Annotated in this window: 17 protein-coding genes; 4 read left to right on the top strand and 13 right to left on the bottom strand. The window is 64.0% G+C overall.

The features are described from left to right. The first annotated feature begins 60 nt into the window (after positions 1-60). Entirely contained in the window at positions 61-1,002 is a 942-nt protein-coding gene (locus AC5I5I_RS18430; RefSeq protein ID WP_495975387.1) for a LysR family transcriptional regulator, read from the top strand. Between the two features lie 151 nt (positions 1,003-1,153). On the opposite strand, the gene maiA is transcribed toward AC5I5I_RS18430, so the two are convergent. From maiA to AC5I5I_RS18415, 3 genes are all read right to left on the bottom strand, one after another. Beyond that, entirely contained in the window at positions 1,154-1,804 is a 651-nt protein-coding gene (gene maiA, locus AC5I5I_RS18425; protein WP_495975386.1) for a maleylacetoacetate isomerase, read from the bottom strand. Positions 1,805-1,976: 172 nt separating this feature from the next. After that, positions 1,977-2,420, bottom strand: a complete 444-nt coding sequence (locus AC5I5I_RS18420; RefSeq protein WP_495975385.1) for a GlcG/HbpS family heme-binding protein — start codon at positions 2,418-2,420, stop codon at positions 1,977-1,979. Positions 2,421-2,430: 10 nt separating this feature from the next. Next, positions 2,431-3,318, bottom strand: coding sequence for an NAD(P)-dependent oxidoreductase (locus AC5I5I_RS18415; protein ID WP_495975384.1), 888 nt, complete (start codon positions 3,316-3,318; stop codon positions 2,431-2,433). A gap of 147 nt (positions 3,319-3,465) precedes the next feature. Here AC5I5I_RS18415 and AC5I5I_RS18410 point away from each other — a divergent pair, with 147 nt between their 5' ends. Both AC5I5I_RS18410 and AC5I5I_RS18405 read left to right on the top strand, forming a co-directional pair. Further along, positions 3,466-4,527, top strand: coding sequence for an amidohydrolase family protein (locus AC5I5I_RS18410; protein WP_495975383.1), 1,062 nt, complete (start codon positions 3,466-3,468; stop codon positions 4,525-4,527). A 28-nt stretch (positions 4,528-4,555) separates the two neighbouring features. Then, complete coding sequence (locus AC5I5I_RS18405; RefSeq protein WP_495975382.1) at positions 4,556-5,095, top strand: flavin reductase; 540 nt, start codon at positions 4,556-4,558, stop codon at positions 5,093-5,095. A gap of 152 nt (positions 5,096-5,247) precedes the next feature. Here AC5I5I_RS18405 and AC5I5I_RS18400 read toward each other — a convergent pair whose 3' ends face one another. From AC5I5I_RS18400 to AC5I5I_RS18360, 9 genes are all read right to left on the bottom strand, one after another. After that, complete coding sequence (locus AC5I5I_RS18400) at positions 5,248-7,134, bottom strand: thiamine pyrophosphate-dependent enzyme (RefSeq protein WP_495975381.1); 1,887 nt, start codon at positions 7,132-7,134, stop codon at positions 5,248-5,250. A gap of 113 nt (positions 7,135-7,247) precedes the next feature. Beyond that, positions 7,248-8,240: a Bug family tripartite tricarboxylate transporter substrate binding protein gene (locus AC5I5I_RS18395; protein WP_495975380.1), complete on the bottom strand. Its 993-nt coding sequence runs from the start codon at positions 8,238-8,240 to the stop codon at positions 7,248-7,250. A 51-nt stretch (positions 8,241-8,291) separates the two neighbouring features. Beyond that, positions 8,292-9,137 carry an MBL fold metallo-hydrolase gene (locus tag AC5I5I_RS18390; RefSeq protein ID WP_495975379.1) on the bottom strand — a complete coding sequence of 282 codons (846 nt, stop codon included), beginning with the start codon at positions 9,135-9,137 and terminating at the stop codon, positions 8,292-8,294. After that, positions 9,137-10,162, bottom strand: a complete 1,026-nt coding sequence (locus AC5I5I_RS18385; RefSeq protein WP_495975378.1) for a xanthine dehydrogenase family protein molybdopterin-binding subunit — start codon at positions 10,160-10,162, stop codon at positions 9,137-9,139. Before AC5I5I_RS18385 ends, AC5I5I_RS18390 begins: the two co-directional genes overlap by 1 nt. Further along, the gene (locus AC5I5I_RS18380) at positions 10,162-12,051 is read right to left on the bottom strand and encodes a molybdopterin-dependent oxidoreductase (RefSeq protein WP_495975377.1); all 1,890 of its coding nucleotides are present in this window, start codon (positions 12,049-12,051) and stop codon (positions 10,162-10,164) included. The genes AC5I5I_RS18385 and AC5I5I_RS18380 overlap by 1 nt, the downstream gene beginning before the upstream one ends. Beyond that, the gene (locus AC5I5I_RS18375) at positions 12,044-12,964 is read right to left on the bottom strand and encodes an FAD binding domain-containing protein (protein WP_495975376.1); all 921 of its coding nucleotides are present in this window, start codon (positions 12,962-12,964) and stop codon (positions 12,044-12,046) included. Before AC5I5I_RS18375 ends, AC5I5I_RS18380 begins: the two co-directional genes overlap by 8 nt. Before the next feature lie 250 nt (positions 12,965-13,214). Beyond that, positions 13,215-14,381, bottom strand: coding sequence for a zinc-dependent alcohol dehydrogenase (locus AC5I5I_RS18370; protein ID WP_495975375.1), 1,167 nt, complete (start codon positions 14,379-14,381; stop codon positions 13,215-13,217). A 27-nt stretch (positions 14,382-14,408) separates the two neighbouring features. Beyond that, positions 14,409-15,287, bottom strand: coding sequence for an IclR family transcriptional regulator (locus AC5I5I_RS18365; protein WP_495975374.1), 879 nt, complete (start codon positions 15,285-15,287; stop codon positions 14,409-14,411). 114 nt (positions 15,288-15,401) lie between these two features. Beyond that, positions 15,402-16,331 carry a TRAP transporter substrate-binding protein gene (locus AC5I5I_RS18360; protein ID WP_495975373.1) on the bottom strand — a complete coding sequence of 310 codons (930 nt, stop codon included), beginning with the start codon at positions 16,329-16,331 and terminating at the stop codon, positions 15,402-15,404. Between the two features lie 86 nt (positions 16,332-16,417). On the opposite strand from AC5I5I_RS18360, the gene AC5I5I_RS18355 reads away from it, so the two are divergent. Continuing rightward, on the top strand, positions 16,418-17,260 hold the full coding sequence (locus tag AC5I5I_RS18355) for a shikimate dehydrogenase (RefSeq protein ID WP_495975372.1): 843 nt from the start codon (positions 16,418-16,420) through the stop codon (positions 17,258-17,260). A gap of 147 nt (positions 17,261-17,407) precedes the next feature. Here AC5I5I_RS18355 and AC5I5I_RS18350 read toward each other — a convergent pair whose 3' ends face one another. Beyond that, complete coding sequence (locus tag AC5I5I_RS18350; RefSeq protein WP_495975371.1) at positions 17,408-20,539, bottom strand: efflux RND transporter permease subunit; 3,132 nt, start codon at positions 20,537-20,539, stop codon at positions 17,408-17,410. Between the last annotated feature and the right edge of the window lie 97 nt (positions 20,540-20,636).

Here is a 20,636-nt window from a genome sequence, read left to right as displayed (position 1 = left end):
TAGCTGCGCCGCGGCTCCAAATGAAATAATATGGCCTGACGCAAGCCATTAGGTTTCCTGATGCCGTCCCCGGTCACGCTCCGCCAGATCCAGGCCATCATCGCAGTCTGCGAGGAAGGCTCCTTCACCCGCGCCGCCGCGCGGGAGAACGCCACGCAATCAGGCCTGTCCCAGCATGTTTCGGCGGTGGAGAAGCTGCTGGGCGTGCGGCTTTTCGACCGCTCGGCAACCGGCGTGACCCCGACCCCGGCCGGCCAGCGCTATTACCGCCGCTGCATCGACGCGATCGGGATGCTGGAACTGGCGAAGGAGGAAGCACGCGGCCGCGCCGACATTGTGAGCGGAACGCTGCGCATCGGATTGATGCCGACCTTCACCCGAGCGGCGCTGGCCCCGACGCTGGAGCATTTCGTGCTGGCGCACCCGGATGTGCAGGTGCGTGTCGTCGAAGCCTATAGCGGCATGCTGACCGATCAGGTGCTGAGCGACCAGCTCGATTTCGCGATCGTGCCGGCCTTCGAGGGGCGAACCGGATTGAAGTCGCGGCTGATCCTGCGCGACCGCGAGGTGCTGATTTCAGGACGCGGCAGCCCGTTCAAGCCGCTCGCACCGGTGCGGCTGTCGGATTGCGCGCCGCTGAAGATCGTGGCGCCGGGCCCCGACAACATCCGGCGGCGCAATCTCGAAATCTATGTCCAGAGCCATAACGTGGCGATCGAAACCATGATCGAGATGGACGCGATGATGGCGACGTTCGATTTCGTCGCGCGCACCGATTTTGTCACCGTGCTGCCCGGCCTGATCTGCGTGAACGACATCGGCAAGGGCGAGTTCACCATCAACCCGATCGATCCGCCACTGTATGCGGAGTTCATTGTCATCACGCCCGCACGCCGCACGCTGTCGACGCCGGCGCGGCTGTTCCTGGAGCGGTTCGAGGTCGACCTGGCGGAGATGGGGAAGAGACTGAAGGGGTTGTTGCACAATGAAGCAAAACGATAGCGGCGCGCTCGGTCGAGCTCCCTCCCCCTGAAAGGGGGAGGGTTGGGGTGGGGGTCACTTGTCGGACGAATGAATTTGACCCCCACCCGACTGCCTTCGCACGCGAAGGCAGTCGACCTCCCCCTTTAAGGGGGAGGTAAAGAAAACGAATTTACACCGCTGCCGGTGCGCCGGGCTGCTTCAACGGATGCGCCTTGGCGAACGCGTCTTCCTTCATGCAGGTCTCGACGATCCGCCGGACCGTCGGATAAGGCGCGAGATCGTATTTGAAGAAGTTGCAGCCGGTGGCGTGGCTGACCAGGCAAATATCCGCCATCGTCACGCTGTCACCCTGGCAAAAGGTGCCGGTCTCCTTGCTGGTCGCGAGATTGGTCTCCAGCGCCTTCATGCCTTCGCCCAGCCAGTGATGGATCCATTTCATGCGCGCAGGCTCGTCGAGCTTCAATTCGTGTTCGAGATAATCGCGCACCCGCGGCACCACCATCGGATGCGCGTCGGAGGCAACGATGCCGGACAACGCTCGCACCCGCGCACGCGCCAGCGCTTCCGACGGGATCAGGTTCGGATGCGGATGCACGTCATCCAGATATTCCATGATCGCCATCGACTGGAACAGCACTGTGCCCTCATCGGTGACCAGCGCCGGCAGCAGCATCTGCGGGTTGACCTTGCGATACGCTTCGTTGCGCTGCTCGCCCTTCATCAGGTCGACATTGATCACCTCGGGCGACAGCCCCTTGATGTTGAGCGCGATCCGCACGCGGAACGATGCGAGCGAACGCCAGTAAGAGAAGAATTGCATGTTTGCCTCCACTCGCGCTGTCTGCTCCCCTCCCCCCGCGAAGCGGTGGGGAGGGGTCGGGGGTGGGGGCGCTTGTCCTTCAAACGATGAAAGCCCCCCACCCGGCTCGCGCTACGCGCTCGCCACCCTCCCCGCCTCTCGCTTCGCTCTTGGGGGAGGGAAAGAAACAGACTCATGTCTTGCTGCCACCCGGATCGGCCTTAAGACCCGCAGCAGCGATCCCGGCGATCGCGCAGAGTTCGTCATTGTCCGAGGTGTCGCCGGAAATTCCCACCGCACCGACGACATCGCCGGCCGCGTCGCGGATCAGCACGCCGCCCGGATTGGTGACGACGCGCCCGCCGCTCGCCGCGGCCAGCGTGGTGAAAAACATCGGCGTCTTCTCGGCGCGCTCGAACAAGGTGCGCGAGCCGAGCCCCATGCCGAGCGCACCCCAGGCCTTTCCGAACGCAATATCGAACCGCAGGATGCCGGACTTGTCCTCGCGCTTGAACGCCACGAGATGGCCGCCGGCATCCAGCACGGCAACCGAAAGCGGCTGGAAGGTCTTGTCGCGCGCGGTCTTCAGCGCCGTATCGAGAATGGTCGAGGCCTGCGCCAGCGTCAGATTGCCCATGTCTGCTCCTTCACTCCTTGCCGCGCCGCGACCAGTACACCGCCTGCCCCGACCCGTCGCCCTGTCCGTAGCCCGCCGCGCTGGCTTCATCGAAGCAGGCCAGCGTGCGCTCGATCAGCGGCAGCTCGACGCCGCATGCCTTGCCCTGCGCGATCATGGTGCGGATGTCTTTGCGCGCGTCGTCGAGATTGAAGGTGACCGCACCGAAATCGCCGCCGCTGAGCCACGCCGCGATATTGGGTCCACGGTTCTTCACAGCAGTCGAGGCGCCGGAGGTGTCGGCGATGATGTCCATCACGCGGGCGGGATCGAGCTTGAGGTGACGGCTGAGCGCCAATGCCTCGCCGAGCGCCTGCCAGTAGATCATCAGCGGCAGGTTGATCGCGAGCTTCATCCCCGCGCCCGCCCCGACCTCGCCGACGTGTTCGACCCGCCGGCACAGTTGATCGAGTAGCGGCCTGGCCCGCGCCACATCCGCATCGCTGCCGCCAGCAAAGCCGAACAGCTTGCCCTGCCGCGCCGGCCCCGTGGTGCCGCCGACCGGACATTCGACAAAGGCCGCACCCTTGCCGCGCACAATGTCCGCGAGCGCGACCTCGGTCTCCGGCTGCACCGTGCTCATCTCGATGAAAAGCTTGCCGGTCACGTCGCCCGACAGCAGACCGGAAGCGCCGCGATACACCGCATCGATCGCACCGGCGTCGGTGAGAATGGTGACAATCGCCTCCGCCTGCGCAGCGAGATCGGCCGGCGACGACGCCACGATGGCACCGGCATCGGCCAGCGGTTTCGCCTTGTCGGCCGAGCGATTCCAGACGATCACCTCATGTCCGCATTCCATCAGCCTTGCGGCGATCGCGGCGCCCATTTTGCCGAGTCCTGCTACCCCGACGCGCATGCGTGACCCTCCCTGCTCCGCTCCCGGAAGCTTCCAACATTGTTAGCGCGTCCCGATCGCACTTGGCAAAAGCTTCGGTCTGTGTCGTCATTCGCCGCCGCTTGCCAAGCCGGTAAGCCCGAAATTTCACGACATGGAAGTTCGCATATGACAGCCTGGAACAAGTACGAGCCGACCGCAGCGCGCAAACACGGCAAGCCCGGCCGCGAAGCCCGGCCGCAGAGCGTCACCATCGACATCCACTCGCATGTCGCGGTGACGGCGGCCGGCGCCTATGTTGCGCAGCAAAATGCGCGCATCAGTCCCGGACTGCATACCTTCCAGTCACCGGAAACCGCCGCGGTAAACGCCAAGCAGGACGGCGACCTGAAATCCCGCATGGTCGAACTGGAGCCGCGGCTGCGCAATCTCGATGCCATGGGCATCGACATGCAGGTGATCAAGCCGCCGCCCGGTCAATGCTATTACACGCTGCCGGCCGACCTCGGCGTCAAGGCGGCGCAGCTCGTCAATGACGGCATCGCCGAGTACTGCGCGAAGCAGCCCGACCGGCTGATCCCGTTCGGCACCGTGCCGCTGCCTCATGGCGACGAAGCCGCGAAAGAGCTGGAGCGGATCGCCAAGCTCGGGTTCAGGGGCGTGCAGATCCTGACCAATATCGACGGCAAGGAATTGTCCGATCCCGTGGCCGCGCCGTTCTGGAAAAAGGCGGAGGAACTCGGGCTGCTGGTCGTCATCCATCCCAACGGCTTCACCCATGGCGAACGGCTGAAGCGCTTCTATTTCAACAACGTGATCGGCAATCCGCTCGAGACCACGATCGCGCTGCACTACCTGATTTTCGACGGAGTGCTGGAGCGCCACCCGCAGTTGAAACTTCTGGCCGTACATGGCGGCGGCTATCTCGGCGGCTATTACGGCCGCATCGACCATGTCTGGGGCGCGCGATCGGACGCGCATGCAGACCTGCCAAAACCGCCGACCAGCTATCTGAAGCAGATATATGTCGACACCGTCGTGTTCTCCGAGGGGCAGTTAAAGGCGCTGGTAGAGACCTTTGGCGCGGATCATGTGGTGATGGGGACCGACTATCCCTTCGACATGGCCGACTACGATCCGGTCGGTCATGTGACTTCCATTGGCGCTTTCGATTCTGCTACGGTGGGCAAAATCGTGGGCGGCAATACGAAGCGGATCCTCGGCCTGTAGGATTTGTGGCTTCGCCGACTGGAGCGGCATGAGCTGGATCGATAATTCACCCCTGACCATCTGGGGCGTAGAACCCTACGAGGGCGTCGTGGCAGACCCGGACCAGTTCCGGGAAGCCATGAGCCGGCTGGGAGCCGCGGTTCACATCATCACCACCAACGGCAGCGCGGGGAAGGCGGGCTTCACCGCCACCGCGGTCGCGTCGGTCTCGGACTCACCGCCGACCATCCTGGTCTGTCTCAATCGCAAGAGCCAGATCACCCCGATCATGCGCGAGAACAAGGTGTTCTGCGTCAACACGCTGGCTTCCAGCGACGAGGACCTCGCGAATGTGTTCGCGGGCCGGCAGGGCCATTTCATGGCCGACCGCTTCAAGTTCGGCGACTGGACTGCGCTCGAAACCGGCGCACCGGCGCTGACCCAGGCGATCGCCGCACTCGATTGCCGGGTGCTGGAAATGAAATCGGTCGCGACCCATGACATCTATTTCGGTGAGGTCGCGGCGATCCGGCTCGCCAATGCCGAGAAGGCGCTGGTCTATCACGCGCGGGCCTACAAGCACGTGTGACACTTTCTTATCCCTCCCCTGAAAGGGGAGGGTCGCCGAACGAAGTGAGGCGGGGAGGGGTCGAGCTACACGCATTGGCTCACAATGAGACCCCCACCCGCTCGCCTTCGGCGATCGACCTCCCCCTTTCAGGGGGAGGTGAAGGAAGAGCTTCAAATATCCTGCCCGATCCACTCGCGCTGGACATCGTCGCACCAATTGCCGACATTCCATTGTCCCCACGCGCCGAGGCCTGCGAGTTCGTCCGGTCCGGCATAGACCGGCACATGCACGACCGAAAGGCCGTCATGCGCATGCGCCTGTTTCAGCGCCGCGCGCAACTCATCCGCACTGAACCCGCCCTGCAATGCGCGCACGCCCCGCACCGCGCCAGCAAGCTGCACATAATCGACCGGCACGGTATCGTTGGTGCGGAATTCCCGTCCGTATTGTGCGAGCTGCAAGCCGGTGATCGCGGCCATGCGTCGATTGTCGAAAATCACAATGGTGCCGCGCAGCTTGTGCTCGACACCGTCTATCAGCGCCTGCGGGTTCATCATGAACGAGCCGTCGCCGGTGAAAGCGATGCCATAACGCGGCGCGCCGGCCATCGCGGAGGCCAAGAGCCCGCTCACCGCGAAGCCCATATACGACGCACCGGTCTCGGTGAAGGTATCGCCGGTGCGGTCGTCCTCCACGATCTGGAAGCCGTTGGCCTGCACGTCGCCGGCATCGAAATATTTCGCCGCGCCGATCGCCTTGGCAAAATCCGCCACCACCTTGATCGCCGCGGGCTGATAGAGAACCGCACGTTGCCAGACCGGATCGAAGGCCGGTGCCGCATCGAACCGCGCTGTCTTGAATGCGGTCCATTCCGCTTTCTTCGCCGCGCAAGCCTTCAACCATTCGCCCTTGTTGGCGCTGGCGCCGTCGAGATGCACGCACAGCCGCTCGATCACCGCGCCGATATCGCCCGCAAGCGCGGTCGTGTTGTTGTAATGCAGCGCATCGGCAAGATCGCCGTTGATGTTGATGACGTGCTTTGCCGCCTTGTAGCCGATGCCGGAGCAATCGGCCTGGCAGACGCCGCGCGAGCCAATCACGATGACAAGCTCGGCATGGGCCATCGCGAAATTGCCGCTGATCGACCCTTTCGAGCCGCCGACATGCATGTTCTGCGGATGCGCGTCCGGCAGAACGCCGGTCGAGCCGGGCGACAACACCACGGCCGCGCCCGCCCTCTCGGCAAGCCTGCGCACGGCCGCATCATGGCCGCGGGTGCCGCCACCGGCCTTGATCGCGATGCTTTTCGCCTGCGCGATCAGCCGCGCGGCCTGTGCATACGCCTTGTCGTCGACCGGTGCGAGCTTTGGCAGATCGGGGCGGTCCGGCAGGGCCGCGAGATTGAGCGTCGCGCGCTGTGGCTGCGTGTTGAGTGGCAGCAGCAGATAGAACGGCCCCGCGCGATAGGGATGATTGACCGCAAGGGAGCCGCGGCGCAGCGCATCGCGCAACGCTTCCGGGGTATGCAGTACGTAGGAGCCGCCCATCAGCGCCGTCATGCGGCCGAACAGGCTCTGCTCCTCCTTAGGCACCTGCTGCATGTTATAGCCTTCGCCGAAGGTCGTCTCGTCGCCGTAGATGTGGTAGACGCCGACCCCGTTCGATGCGGCCGCGAGCGAACCGGCCAAAGCCTGAAGCGCACCGGGCCCGATCGAGGTCACGACCGCGGGTGTTTCGCCGTATTGCCAGCGCAATGCGGTCGCGGCATGCGCCATCTCGACCTCGTTGCGGAAATTGAAGGTGCGGGTGACGCCCTCCTCCTCATAGATACGCAGCACGTCGCCGAGATCGGTCGAGCCGTGACCGAAGATCGCGAAATATTTCGAGACGCCCTGCTTCAGCAGGCCGAGCACCAGCGCTTCCGACAGCGTGGCGTCGACGAGCTTCGGCAGCGCGCCGCTCGCCAGCGCCTCCGCGAGCGAGCCTGATTCATTGATGGCACGCGCACGCACGCGCATCGCGTCGCGCTGTTCGCCTTCGGAGGGTCGTGTAAGCATGAGACATTCTAACCGTTAAAGCGTAGGGCGGGTTAGCCGGAGGCGTAACCCGCCGCTCCTGCACGAGTGTTGCGGATTACGCTTTGCTAACCCGCCTTACAAGATAAGTGTACTTAGTTGCTCTTTGCTGCCGGGGGAGCCGCCTTCTCCAGGATCGGCTTCCAGCGTACGATTTCCGCTTTCACCAGCTTGTCGAACTTCGTCGGATCGCGCTCGGTCTTGACCGGAATCGAGCCGCCGAGTTCGGTCAGCCGCTTGACCACGCTCGGATCGTCGAGCGCCTTGTCGAGCGCAGACGCGAGTTTGCCGATTGCTTCCTTCGACGTGCCCTTGGGCGCGAAAATGCCGGACCAGACGCTCATCTGGAAATTCACGCCGCCGTCCTTCGCGGCCGGCACCTGCGGCAACGCCTCGATCTTGCCCATGCTCGAGACACCGAAAGCCTTGACGGATCCGCCGCGCACCTGACTGGCAACGCTGACCGACTGCTCGCAGAGGAAATCGACATGGCCGCCGAGCAGATCGTTCATCGCAGGTCCGGTGCCCTTGTACGCGACCGGCGTCGGCTTCAGTCCGGCTTCGGCGTTGAACAGGAGACACGCCATATGCGACGAGGAGCCGACGCCGCCATGCGCCTGTTTCACCTTGTCGCCGTTCGCCTTCACGTAGGCCACGAATTCCTTCATGTTGTTGGCCGGAAAATCCTTGCGCGCCACGATCACCGCCGGCGCATCCGCGGTGATGCCGATCGGGATGAAGTCGCGTTCGGAATCGTAGCGGACATTCGGGGTCAGAACCGGCGCCGCGACATGCGAACCCATCGATCCCGCGAGCAGCGTGTAGCCGTCGGCCTCCGCGCTCGCGACGCGGCCGGAGCCAAGCGTGCCGCCGGCGCCGCCGACATTCTCGATCACCATGGTCTGGCCGAGATGTTTCGACATGCCATCGGCGACGATGCGCGCAACGACGTCGCTAGGACCGCCGGCGGGAAACGGCACGACCACCGTGATCGGGCGCGTCGGATAACTTTGCGCGTGCCCGAGTGCCGGCAGCATCAAAGCCGCCGCGAATGCGAGGATTGCCTTGGAAGCGTATCTTGCCGTCATCATTCTCCCCTTCATCGTTATGGTGCGGTCCTTGTCGGACCTTCGTTCGGGTCAGACCCTGAGACTCCCGCCGACCGCACCGCCACCGACCAATCGATCGAGAAGCTCGCCGTCATGCGTGACTAAAATGTGGAGATCGGGTTCGTCTTGCATGAGCTGATTAAGCCACCGCAATTGCGCAATGACGGCCGGCCCATCCTCCTTTACCCATGGCGCGGCCTTTCCTTTCACATGACGAATGTTTGCCTCATTCCAGGCCGCATCGATCGAATGCAGGTATTCCCGCCCGCTCTGCAGGCGGAGGTAAATCATCTGCATATCGGGCGAATGGCCCGGTGCCTTGATCAGCACCATGCCGGGCGCAACCGGATGATAGCGGCCGTAGCTCAGGCAGATGAATTGCTCGGCGCGGCGTTCGGGTAATTTCAGATGCGGGCGATGCGGCTGGTTCATCATCAGCGACAGCGTCTCGGCGCTCGCGATGGTCTTGTGCGCAAGCGCATCGACATCATCCGCAGTCACGACGCCGCCGACATGGTCGGCGTGATAATGCGTCAGCACGATCATGCGCGCGGCGCGCAGCGCGGCCATCACCTGCGCGAAGGCGTTCTCGTCATAAGGCTCGCCTTCGCCGAACGAGTCATGCGTGGCCTTGTCCATGCCGGCATCGATCATCACGCTGCCATCGGGATAGACCACCTGGCAGGCCGTGCGCGGCATGGTCACCGGCGTCTCGTCCCCGCCTTCGATGACGAATTTCCGCGGACGGATCGACGCTGCGAACTTCACCGCATTGAGGGCAACCGGCAGCGGACCCGGCACCACATGCGCCAAGGCCCGGATCGCCGAGAGATCGGCATCGAACACCTGCGCTGCGGAAGCGGGCCTGTCGAGCATTATTCGGCGGCCTCCGAATGGATGCGTCGTTCGCGTTCTGCGCGTTCCTTCTCGCGAATGGCGAGCAGCACTTTTTCCGGCGATGCGGGAAGGGACGTGATGCGCACGCCGACCGCGTCATAGATCGCGTTCATCACCGCGGGGATGGTCGGCACCATGGCCGGCTCGCCGATACCCTTCACGCCCAGCGGCCCGATCGGATCGGGGTCCTCGACGATGATCGAGGTGATGTGCGGCACATCGAGCGAGGTCGGCAGGATGTATTTGGCAAAGCCCGGCGTCGTGGTGTGGCCGCCCTCGAGCTTGTAATCCTCCATCAGCGCCTGCCCGAGTGCCTGGACGATGCCGCCCTCGATCTGACCTTCGACGCCTTTCGGATTCACCGCGCGGCCGACGTCATGCGCCGCCCACATGCCGAGCACCTGCACTTCGCCGGTGATGGTGTCGACTTCGACTTCCGCGACCTGACAGCCGAACACATAGGCCTGCCACGGCCGGCCGGCGCCATCGACCGGATGAAGCCCGGTGGTGTCGGTGCCGAAGCTCGCGGAGCCAAGCGGCACCACCCCGCGGCCTTTGGCCAGATGCACCGCCTTGTCCATTGTCGTGCGATGGTTGGTGCCCGCGGCCCAGATCTCGCCGGATGCGGCCTCGATCGTCTCCGGCGGCACGCCCCATTCATTCGCCATCACCTGCGCCAGCTTGCCGAAGGCTTCGCGCGAGGCCAGCGCCACCACATTGCCGATCATGTAGGTCTGACGCGTGGCACCGGCATGCGCCGCTTCCGGCGAGCGCGCGGTGTCGTTGTCGCCGATGGTCACGTCCTCCGGCCGCACGCCGAGTTCTTGTGCCGCGATCTGCGCCAGCACCGTGAGAATGCCTTCGCCGATTTCGGTCACACCGGTGACGACCTTGGCCGAGCCACCGTCATCGATTTCGACCCACGCTCCGGCACGATCCACCGTCGCGGTGCGGGCGATCCCGTACCAGCAGCCGGCCATGCCGCGTCCGCGCTTGCGTGCCATTATTCCGCTGCCTCCAGCTTGCCGTCTTTGCTTCCGTCGGCAGCAAATCGCGCGCCCAGCGTGCACGCCTCGCGCACACCATCACCGGAGAGATCGGAACGCGTGTCGCCGCGCGAGACCGGCACGCCCTTTTCCCAGCGCGAGCCTTTTTCGGCGGCTTCCAGTACACGCAGATAGCTCACGGACTTGAGCTGCTGCTTGGTATGGGTTTCGGCGCCGTCTCGCATTGCATTGATGCGCCGAATTTCGAACGGGTCGAGACCGAGCCGTTCGGCACAGATATCGAGATGGGACTCGGTCGCGAATTGCGTCTGCAGCGCACCGAAAGAGCGGAAGGCGCCGGAGGGCGTGTTGTTGGTGTAGATGCCGTAGGTATCGACCTGCAAATTCGGAATCGCATAGGGGCCGGCGCCGAGGATCGCCGCCTTGCGCATCACGCCCTCGGTCGAGAGGCCATAGGCACCGCCGTCGCAGATCATCTTCAGCGCCACCGCCTGGATACGACCGTCACGTGTCAGGCCCATCCGGAGCGTAGTGCGTGACGGATGGCGCTTCGCGGTCACCGCGATCGATTCCTCGCGGGTGAACACGAGCCGCACCGGCCGCCCGGTCTTCATCGCCATCAGGGCCAGCATGCCCTGATAGATCATGTCTTCCTTGCCGCCGAAGCCGCCGCCGACCGGCGACATGATGAAGCGGACCTTGCTGATCGGCTTCTTGATGATCTTCGCCAGCATGTGGCGGTGATGGGTGATGTTCTGGCTCGGCGAAACGATGGTGACGACACCGTCGTGGTCCACATATCCGAGGCCCGCTTCCGGCTCCAGATAGGCGTGCTCGATCGCCTGGGTCTCGTAATCCTGCTCGACCACGAGGTCGGATTGCGCAAAACCCTTCTCGATGTCGCCCTTGCGGATCGGGATATGCTTGGTGACGTTGTCCTGCGCGTAATCGTGAACCACCGGCGCGCCCGGCTGCATCGCCGCGAAGGCATCGAACACCGCGGGCAGCGGCTTGTAGACCACCTTGATCTTCGCCAGCGCGCGCTTCGCGGTGACGACATCCTCCGCCGCGACCGCAGCCACGGCTTCGCCGACATAGCGCACCTTGCCGCGCGCCATCACCGGCTGATCGTGGACGAACACGCCGAAGCCATCCTCGCCCGGCACGTCGGCGGCGGTGATGACACCCTCGACGCCCTCCATGGCTTCGGCTTCCGAGGTATCGATCGATTCGATCAGCGCATGCGGATACGGCGAGCGCAGCACCTGCAGATGCAGCATGTGCGGCATGGTCATGTCGCCGGCATATTTCAGTGCGCCCGAGACCTTGCCCGGCGCGTCGAGGCGGCGAACATTGGCGCCGATGAACTTGCCGTCGGCGACCTCGGTCTCGGCCAGCGCGGTGACCGGCAGCCGGCCGTTCTGGACGTCGCGCGCCAGTTCCACAGCGTCGAAAATCTTCTGGTAGCCGGTGCAGCGGCAGATATTGCCACCGAGCCGCTCCTTGATCTCTTCACGATCGGCGAACGGATTGACCCGCAGCGCCGCGGTCGCCGCCATCACCATGCCGGGAATGCAATAGCCGCACTGGCTGGCGCCGGTCTTGTGGAAGGCCTTTTGGAGGAGCGACAATTCGCCCTTCTGCGCCAGGCCCTCGACGGTGTCGATCTTCGATCCCTGCGCCTTGCCGACGGGCATCAGGCAGGACTTCATCAGCACGCCATCGACAAACACCGAACAAGCACCACATTCGCCGGCGCCGCAGCCATCCTTGGTGCCGGTGAGGTGCAGGTCCTCGCGCAGAAAATCGAGCAGCCGCTGATAGGGCTGCGCGCTCCGCGTAACCTTGCGGCCATTGACGACAGCTTCGATGCGAAGCTCAGGCACAGGCAGCCTCCATATCGGGCGTCAGCACATCGGGACCGGCCCCGGCGCGCTGCGCGGCGTTGAACAGGCCCCGCAGCATGAAACCGCGGACCACGTCGCGGCGGTATTCCTGCCGCGAGCGCGAGCGCACCAGCGATACCGGCATCTCCGCCGCCCGTTCGAGCCGGCTCGCCGTGAGCGGACCGGATTTCAGAAACGCTTCCACCTCAAGCAGGCGATCCGGCACCGGACCGATACCGCCGATGCAAAGGCGGACATCCTCGAAATTGCGGCCGGACGCGTCGAGTTTCACCATGGCGGCAAGGCATATGGTGGAGATCACCAGCGAGCGGCGATGGCCGACCTTTTCGAAACTGCCGCCATAGCCGGGCAGAGCAACACATTCGATCGCGGTAAGGATTTCGTCGTCGGCGAGCGTCGTTCTGCCGGGACCGGCGATGAAATCGTGGATCGGTACGCGGCGGGTTTCGATCTTGCCGCCGCGGCGGCTGGCCAGTTCGACGATCGCGTCCTGCGCGACCAATGGCGGGACGCCGTCGGCCGCGGGCGAGGCATTGACGATGTTGCCGCCGATGGTCGCGGATTCGCGCAATTGATCGTCGGCGAACCAGATCGCGCAGCGCGGCATCGACGGCATGACGCGGCCAAGCACCGGATCGTCGAGAAAGCGCTGAAGCGGAGTCGCGGCACCGAGACGGACCAGCGCATCGGTTACTGTACGCTCTCGCAGTTCGGGAATGCGTGCGACATCAATGAGTACCGGAATATGCACGTCGCCGGCGCGGCCTTCGCGCGCCCAGGGCAGCAGATCGGTCGCCCCCGCAATGAGCCGATAGCGGCCGCGATGCGTTTCCATCAGATGGAATGCCTCATCGAGCGTGGTCGCCGTCAGATATTCGTCGCAGAGAAGCATTGGGTTCGTCTTGCTCCGTTTCTCCCGCTCCCCGTTCTCACGGAGTGAGGGGTGGGGTGAGGGGCAACCACATCGCATCATGTCGAAGCGGCCCCTCACCCGGCTCGCTTCGCTCGCCACCCTCTCCCCGCAGGCGGGGAGAGGGAAAGAAGAGCGGGTACGCTCTCCCTCGAAGGGCGACGGCCCGTCATCCCTTCGAGGCCCGACGCAAACGCGTCGGGCACCTCTGGATGACGGCTCTCTCTACTCTCTACTCCGCCGCGATTTTCTGCGCGGCGCCGGGCTTCATCTTCACCACCACCTTGATCGCATCTTCCACGCGATCCTTGGCATAGCGGATCGCCGTCGGCAGATCCTCCAGCGGGAACGTATGGGTGTGGATCTTGGTGGCGTCGAAACGCTTCTGCTTCATGAAGGCTTCGGCGCGGTGGGTTGCGGTCTTGCCTTCACCGCGGATGCCGTAGATGTAGATGTTGTTACGCACGATATGCGCGATATCGACCGGCGCCTCGCCATGCGGAAACGCCGCGAGACAGACCTTGCCGCCGCGATTGACCATCTTGATGGCCTCGTTCATCGCGCTCGGTGCCGCCGAGCATTCGACCACGTAGTCGACGCCCTTGCCGCCGTTGAGGTCCTTTACTGCCTGCACCACGTCATTCACCTTGCGGATATTGACGACGTGATCGGCGCCGAGCTCCTTGCCGATCTGCAGACGGTTGTCGCGCGTACCGGTGAGGATGACCGGCTGTGCGCCCATCGCCTTCGCAACCGCGACCCCGAGCAGGCCGATCGGACCGGGGCCGGTCACCACCACGCTTTCGCCCGCCACCAGTCCACCGAGTTCGGTCAGGCCGTACATCGCGGTGCCGGCAGTCACGACCAGCGTCGCCTCCTCGTCGGTCATGTCGTCGGGGATCGCGACCAGGGTGTTGATGTGATTGACCTGGTATTCGCAGAAGCCGCCGTCGGTGGTGAAGCCGTTGGCGCGATGGCCCTTGTCCACCTCACCGTAATTCAGGCCGTAGTTATGGCACGAGGTATACATGCCCTCGCGGCAGCGCTTGCATTGCCCACATCCGGCATGAATCTCGACCGTGATGCGCTGGCCGATCTTGTATTCGTCGACGCCCGGTCCGAGCGCGACCACCGTGCCCATATACTCATGGCCCGGCGTGAAGTTCTTGTTGTGCGGCATGCCGCCCTGAATCATCGCCGGCGGACCGTGATAGATGATCTCGAGATCGGTCGCGCAGATCGCGACCGCATCGATGCGCACCAGCACCTCGGCCTTCTTCGGCACCGGCACGGCCTTGTCGATCAGCTTGAGTTCGCCGGGATCACCCAGCACCCAGGCCTTCATGTTGTCTGGGATCGGGAAATCCTTGCTGGTTTTCACCCCTGCAGGTGCGTACATCGCCCACTCTCCGTTGAAAAAAATGTCCTAAGCGTCCGTGACGATCGGCTGCATCGCGCCGGGTTCGCCCAGTTCGGCCGACAGCGCGCTCGTTGCGCCGATCACTTCCCTTTTCATCAGCGCGAGATGTTCTTCGGTCGCGCGCATTGCCGGCGCCGATGCGGAAATGGCGCCGACCACAGCGCCCGCATGATCGCGAATCGCCGAGCCGATGCAGATCACGCCGGGCTGAAACTCCTCGCGGTCGATCGCAACGCCGTTGCGGCGGACGTGCCGCAGTTCTTCGATCAGGGTGTCGAAGTCGACGATGGTATTGTCCGTGAACCGCTTCAGGTCTGCTGGCAGCATCCGCCGGATCTGGTCTTCCGGCAGCCAGGCAATCATCGCCTTGCCGGTCGCGGTCGCATGCGGTGCATCGCTCCGTCCGAGCATGCCGGAATCGACACGCACGGCATGCCGCGCTTCGCGCTTGACCAGCGTGATGATGTTGTCGGCCTGCAGCACCGCGAGATGGACACTCTCGCCGGTCGCCTGATTGATCCGGTCCATATAGACCTGCGAGCGGCGCGGAAGATCCACCTGCCGCAGGCAGGCATGCCCGAGATAGAGCACGCGCGCGCCCAGTGCATAGGACCGCCGGCCGGGCACTTTCGCGACATAGCCCCAGTTGACCAGCGTCGAGAGCAGGTGGTGGCAGGTCGACACGTTGAGATGAGTCCACCGCGACAGGTCCGTAAGCGAGGCTTCGCCGCCAGCTTCGGCCAGTGATTCCAGCAGCGACAGCGCGCGATCGACGGATTGAATCGAGCCGCGATGCGGCGACTTCACGCTCCCGTTGGACGCCTTCGCGCTCCCGTTTGTCGTGACGGGGGCAAGCGGAATTGGGGTGACGGCGGTATCGGACACGGCGTTTCCCTCTGGCAGCTTGTTATTGTTCTTGAAAGAAAACGGCGCGTGGGCAGCGGAGTCAAGGCATTTTCGAGATGGTAAAGTCGACTTTCGTGATGTGAAAGAAATTCCTTACCGGCCCACCTGTTTCAGCATGTCGCGACCATAGGTCTCACCGGCCTCAGCCATCATCGACCTCACCGCATGCGCGAAGGCCTCATGTTCGGCCGCGGTCAATTCCTCGATCCGGCAGCCTTGCGCCTCGATCGCGCGCCGTGCCTCCAGCTCTTCCTGCACCGCAAGATCGCGCTGGAACGTGACGGCATCCGCCGCGGCGCGTCGCATCGCGTCCTGCAGCGGCATCGGCCATGAATCGAATTGCGCGCGGCAGATGAAGATCGGCCGCGAGATGTAGAAGTGGCCGGTCAGCGTGTGGAAGGGATGATACTTGTGCGCGCCATAGGTGACTGTGTTGGCGAGCGGATTTTCCTGCGCATCGATGGTGCCGGCGACGATCATCTCCAGCGCCTCGGTCAGATCAAGACGCTGCGGGACGGCACCAAGCAGCGCGAAGGTGCGTTTCTGGATCTCACTCGGCAACACGCGGATGGTCATCCCGGCAAGATCGGCAGGACTGCGCACCGGACGAAGGCGGTTGGAGATATGACGGAAGCCGTTCTCGAACCAGCCGACGATGCGGTAATTCACCTTGTCCTCGATCGCCTGCGCAAGCCTCGCGCCCAGCGCGCCGTCCATAGCGCCGCGCGCCTGCTCCTTGCTGGAAAACAGGAACGGCAGATCGACGAAGCCCAGCTCCGGCACGCGATCGGTCAGGTAGCTCGACGATTGATACCCGAGCGAGAGAACGCCGCTTTCGACCAGCCAGAGGATGTCCTCCGAGCGATAGCCGAAATCCATGATGTTCCAGACATACTTGACGTCGATCCGGCCGCCGAATTCCGCGATCAGCCGGTCGCCGATGAATTTCAGCGCCTTGCTGAAGCCGGTGGTGGCCGGGCCGTAGCCGCCCATGCGGATCTGGATGACGTTCGATTTGCTCATGACGGGGGTGCCTGACGTGTTACTTCATGGGTAACCTTTGCAGGTTACCTCTACCAACCGCAATCGAACGCTCCGTATCTGCAATCATGGCAACACCGCAACCCTTCAAAATGGCCGGCGTGATCGGATGGCCTGTCGCGCAATCGCGCTCACCGGTGCTGCATGGGCACTGGCTGAAGCAGTACGGCGTGGCCGGAACGTATCTGCCGCTGCCGGTTCAGCCGGACCTATTGGCTGACGCGATCCGCGGTTTGCGCGCGCTCGGCTTTTCCGGCTGCAATGTCACCATCCCGCACAAGCGCGGCGTGCTTGAACTGATCGACCGGGTCGATCCGGTGGCGGCGCGGATCGGCGCGGTCAATACCGTCGTCGTCCAGGATGACGGCACGCTGTCGGGCTTCAACACCGATGCCTATGGTTTCCTGGCGAGCCTGCGCGACGTGCAATCAGACTTCAAAGCGAGCGCCGGGCCGATCGTCATTCTCGGAGCCGGCGGCGCCGCGCGGGCCGTCGTGGTTGCCCTGCTCGATGATGGCGCCGACGACATCCGGGTGGCCAATCGCACGCTGGAACGGGCGCAGGACCTGGCACGCATCGATGCATCGCGCATTCGTGTGGTGTCATGGGAGCAGCGCAACGATGCGCTCGACGGCGCCGCGCTTGTCGTCAACACCACGAGCCAGGGAATGGTCGGCTATCCGCCGCTCGATCTCTCGCTCGACGCGCTGCCGAAGGCGGCGATGGTTGCGGACATTGTCTACAATCCGCTGGAGACCCCGCTGCTCGCCGCGTCACGCAAACGCGGCAACATCGCCGTCGACGGGCTCGGCATGCTGCTGCACCAGGCGGTCCCGGCATTCGAGGCGTTCTACGGCGTGCGCCCGCATGTCTCGAACGAATTGCGGCGCGCGGTGGAAGCGACGTTGTAAATTCTTGCGTCCCGGGCGCAGCGCAGCGTGAAACGGTGCGCTGCAGAACCGGGACCCATAAAGTCTCTGTAATGGGTCCCGGATCAGCAGCGCATCACTGCGCTATGCTTGTGCTGCGCAGCATCCGGGACACGAGACCTCGTCGTATCAAGCCGCTGCCGCGGTCTTGTTCCGCCGCCGCTTCCACCACGCGCGCAGCTTCGCCAGCCTGGCGATCCGCCACTCCGCGCCATTCGCGATCAGCATCAGCGCCGCCGGTGTCACGATCAGCGTCAGGATGGTGGCGAAGCTCAAGCCGAACACGATCGCGGTCGACAGCGAAATCCACCATTGGGTCGCCGGCGCGCCGACCGTGACCTCGCGCAGGATGAAGTCGAGATTGACGCCGAATGCGATCGGCAGCACGCCGAGAATCGCGGTCACCGCCGTTAGCAGCACCGGCCGCACACGCTCGCGGCAGGTTTCCATGATCGCCTCATACGCCGCCATGCCCTCGCTTCGTAGCCGGTCATAAGTATCGATCAGCACGATGTTGTTGTTCACGATCACGCCGGCATTGGCGATGACGCCGATGCCGGTCATCACCACGCCGAAGGGCTGGCCCATGATCATCAGGCCCAGTAGCACGCCGATGGTGGACAGGATGACCGCGCTGAGCACCAGCAGAACCGAAGTCACGCGATTGAACTGCGCCAGCAGGATCGCGAAAATCAGGAACATGGCGGTGCCGAACGCCTTCATCAGGAAGGCGCCGGCCTTCTCGCGTTCCTCGTCCTCGCCCTTCATGCGGAAGGTAACGCCCGCGCCGAGATCGGCTTTCGCCAGTTCGGCGGCGATCTCCTGCTGCACCTTGGCGCTCTGCACGCCTTCCGCCACGTTCGACGACACCGTGATCACGCGGTTGCCGCCGACCCGGTTGATGTAGCCGACGCGCTGCACCGGCACACGCTGGACGAAATTACCGATCGGCACCTGGCCGGATTGCGTCTGCACCCGCAATTCGTCGATCTGATCGAGGCTCCTCCGATCGTTGGGGAAGCGCACCAGAATATCGACCGCCTTGTCGCTTTCGGACGGACGATATTCGGTGACCTTCACGCCGTTGGTCACAAGCTGCACGGCGGTGCCGACGGTGTTCGGACTGGCCTGATATTTCGCAGCCTCGGCCTTGTCGACGTCGATCTTCCAGTCGATGCCGGGCAGCGGCAAGCCGTCATCGAGATCGCGGATATCCTTGTGCTGCGCCAGGATACCGGCCACTTTCTTGGCCACGGCCGGCAGCACCTCCGGGTTGAGCGCGCCGATCTGCACCTGGACCGGCTTGCCGGTCGGCGGCCCCGCACGCGGCGCCGTCACCTCCACCAGGATGCCCGGAATATCCGCGGTCTTCGCCCGGATTGCATCCATGATCTTGTTGGCGGGATCGCGAGTCTGCCAGTCGCCGAACTCGAACTGGATCACGCCGACGGTGTCTTCGCTGATCTCGCTCATGCCGCGCGGCTGCTCGCCGACGCGGGTATAGACCGTCTTAAGCCCCTTGAATGCGAGCACGCGCTTTTCGACTTCCGCCAGCATGCGGTCCTTCTCGTCGAGCGAGATGTTGCCGCGCGCATGCACGATGACCTGGCCGTAATCCGGCTCGACACTCGGGAAGAATTCGACGCCCTTGCCGAATTTCCCATAGGCAACGATCACCACCACCAGCAGGGCGAAAGCGGTGGCTAGCGTGCCGCCCGGATAGCGCAGGGCGAATTTCACCGTGCGCATGTAGGGCCCGCGATCGGACACCCGCTCGTCATGCGGAATCAGCGACGCTTTGCCGAGCAGCGCGCCGAGCGTCGGCGTGAAGAACAGCGCCACCACCAGCGACGCAGATAGCGTCGCGATCAGCGTGATCGGCATGTACTTCATGAATTCGCCGACCACACCGGGCCAGAACAACAGCGGCGAGAATGCGGCGACGCGGGTCGCGGTCGCAGCGATCACCGGACCTGACATTCGCCGGGCCGCCAGCGAATAGGCCTCCTTCGGCGGCATGCCTTCCGACATGCGGCGCTCGGCAAATTCGGAGACGATGATGGCATCGTCGACCAGCATGCCGACGGCAAGGATCAGCGAGAACAGCACCACGATGTTGATCGTGAGTCCCGCAAGCTGAAGCCCCAGCACGCCCGCGAGGAACGACGCTGGAATTGCGATGCCGATGAACAGCGAGGCCCGGAAGCCCAGTGCGAACAGGATGATGACGGCAACCAGCAACACGCCGGTCGCAACCGAATTCTGCAGGTCCGCCAGCATCTGGCGGATCACTTTCGACTTGTCCTGGGTGAAGGTGACCTCGACCGAGCTGGGCCAGGTGCCCTTCATCTTCTCCACCGCAGCCTTCACGCCGTCGACGGTTTCGATCAGGTTCGCGCCGGTGCGTTTCGAGACCTCGATGGTCATGGCGGAGCGGCCGTTGACCCGCGTGATCGAGGTCGCATCCTTGAAGGTCGGCTTGACCTGCGCGACGTCACCCACGGTGATCGTCGCACCCGCGGTTGCCGCCACCGGTACTTTCAGCACGTCCTGCGGCTTCTCGATCAGCCCCGGCACTTTCACGGCGAACCGGCCGGTGCCGCCCTCGAGCGCGCCGGCCGCGATCAGGCTGTTGGAGGCGTTGACCGTCGAAATCAGCTGATCGAGTGAGACACCGTAACTCTTAAGCAGCATCGGCTCGACGATGATCTCCACCGCCTCGTCGCGCGTGCCGCGTAATTCGGCCGACAGCACGCCCGGCACCTGTTCGATGATGTTCTTGGCGTTGCGGGCGATGCGCAGCATCGAGCGCTCCGGCACATCGCCGGACAACGCGACCACGAGGACCGGATAGAGCGAGAGATTGACCTCGGTTACGACAGGCTCGTCGGCGTCGCGCGGCAGGTCGCGCTTGGCCTGATCGACCTTGGCGCGCACATCGGCGAGCGCCGATTTGGAATCGAAGCCGGCCTCGAATTCCAGCAGCACATAGCCGCCACCCTCATAGGAGGTCGAGCGCATCTCTTTGACGTTGCCGACCGACTTGAGTTGCGTCTCGACCGGGCGCAACAAAAGCCGCTCCGCATCTTCCGGCGAGATGCCGCGCTGCGTGAGCTGCGTATAGATGATCGGAATCTTGACGTCCGGCTCGGCCTCCTTGGGGATCGTGCGATAGGACACGAACCCGGCGACCAGGAGGAAGATCAGTGTCGCGATCGTCAGCCGGGAGTGGCTGATGGCATAATCGATGAGCTTGAACATCAGTCCGTTCCCAAACAATCCGCGCTCGCCGCAACGTCCCTTTCCCCGCTTGCGGGGAGAGGGTGGCGAGCATCGAAGATGCGAGCCGGGTGAGGGG

Source organism: Pseudorhodoplanes sp. (assembly GCF_059499825.1).
Note: the sequence above shows the minus strand (reverse complement) of the source record. Positions and strands in the feature narration are given on the sequence as shown.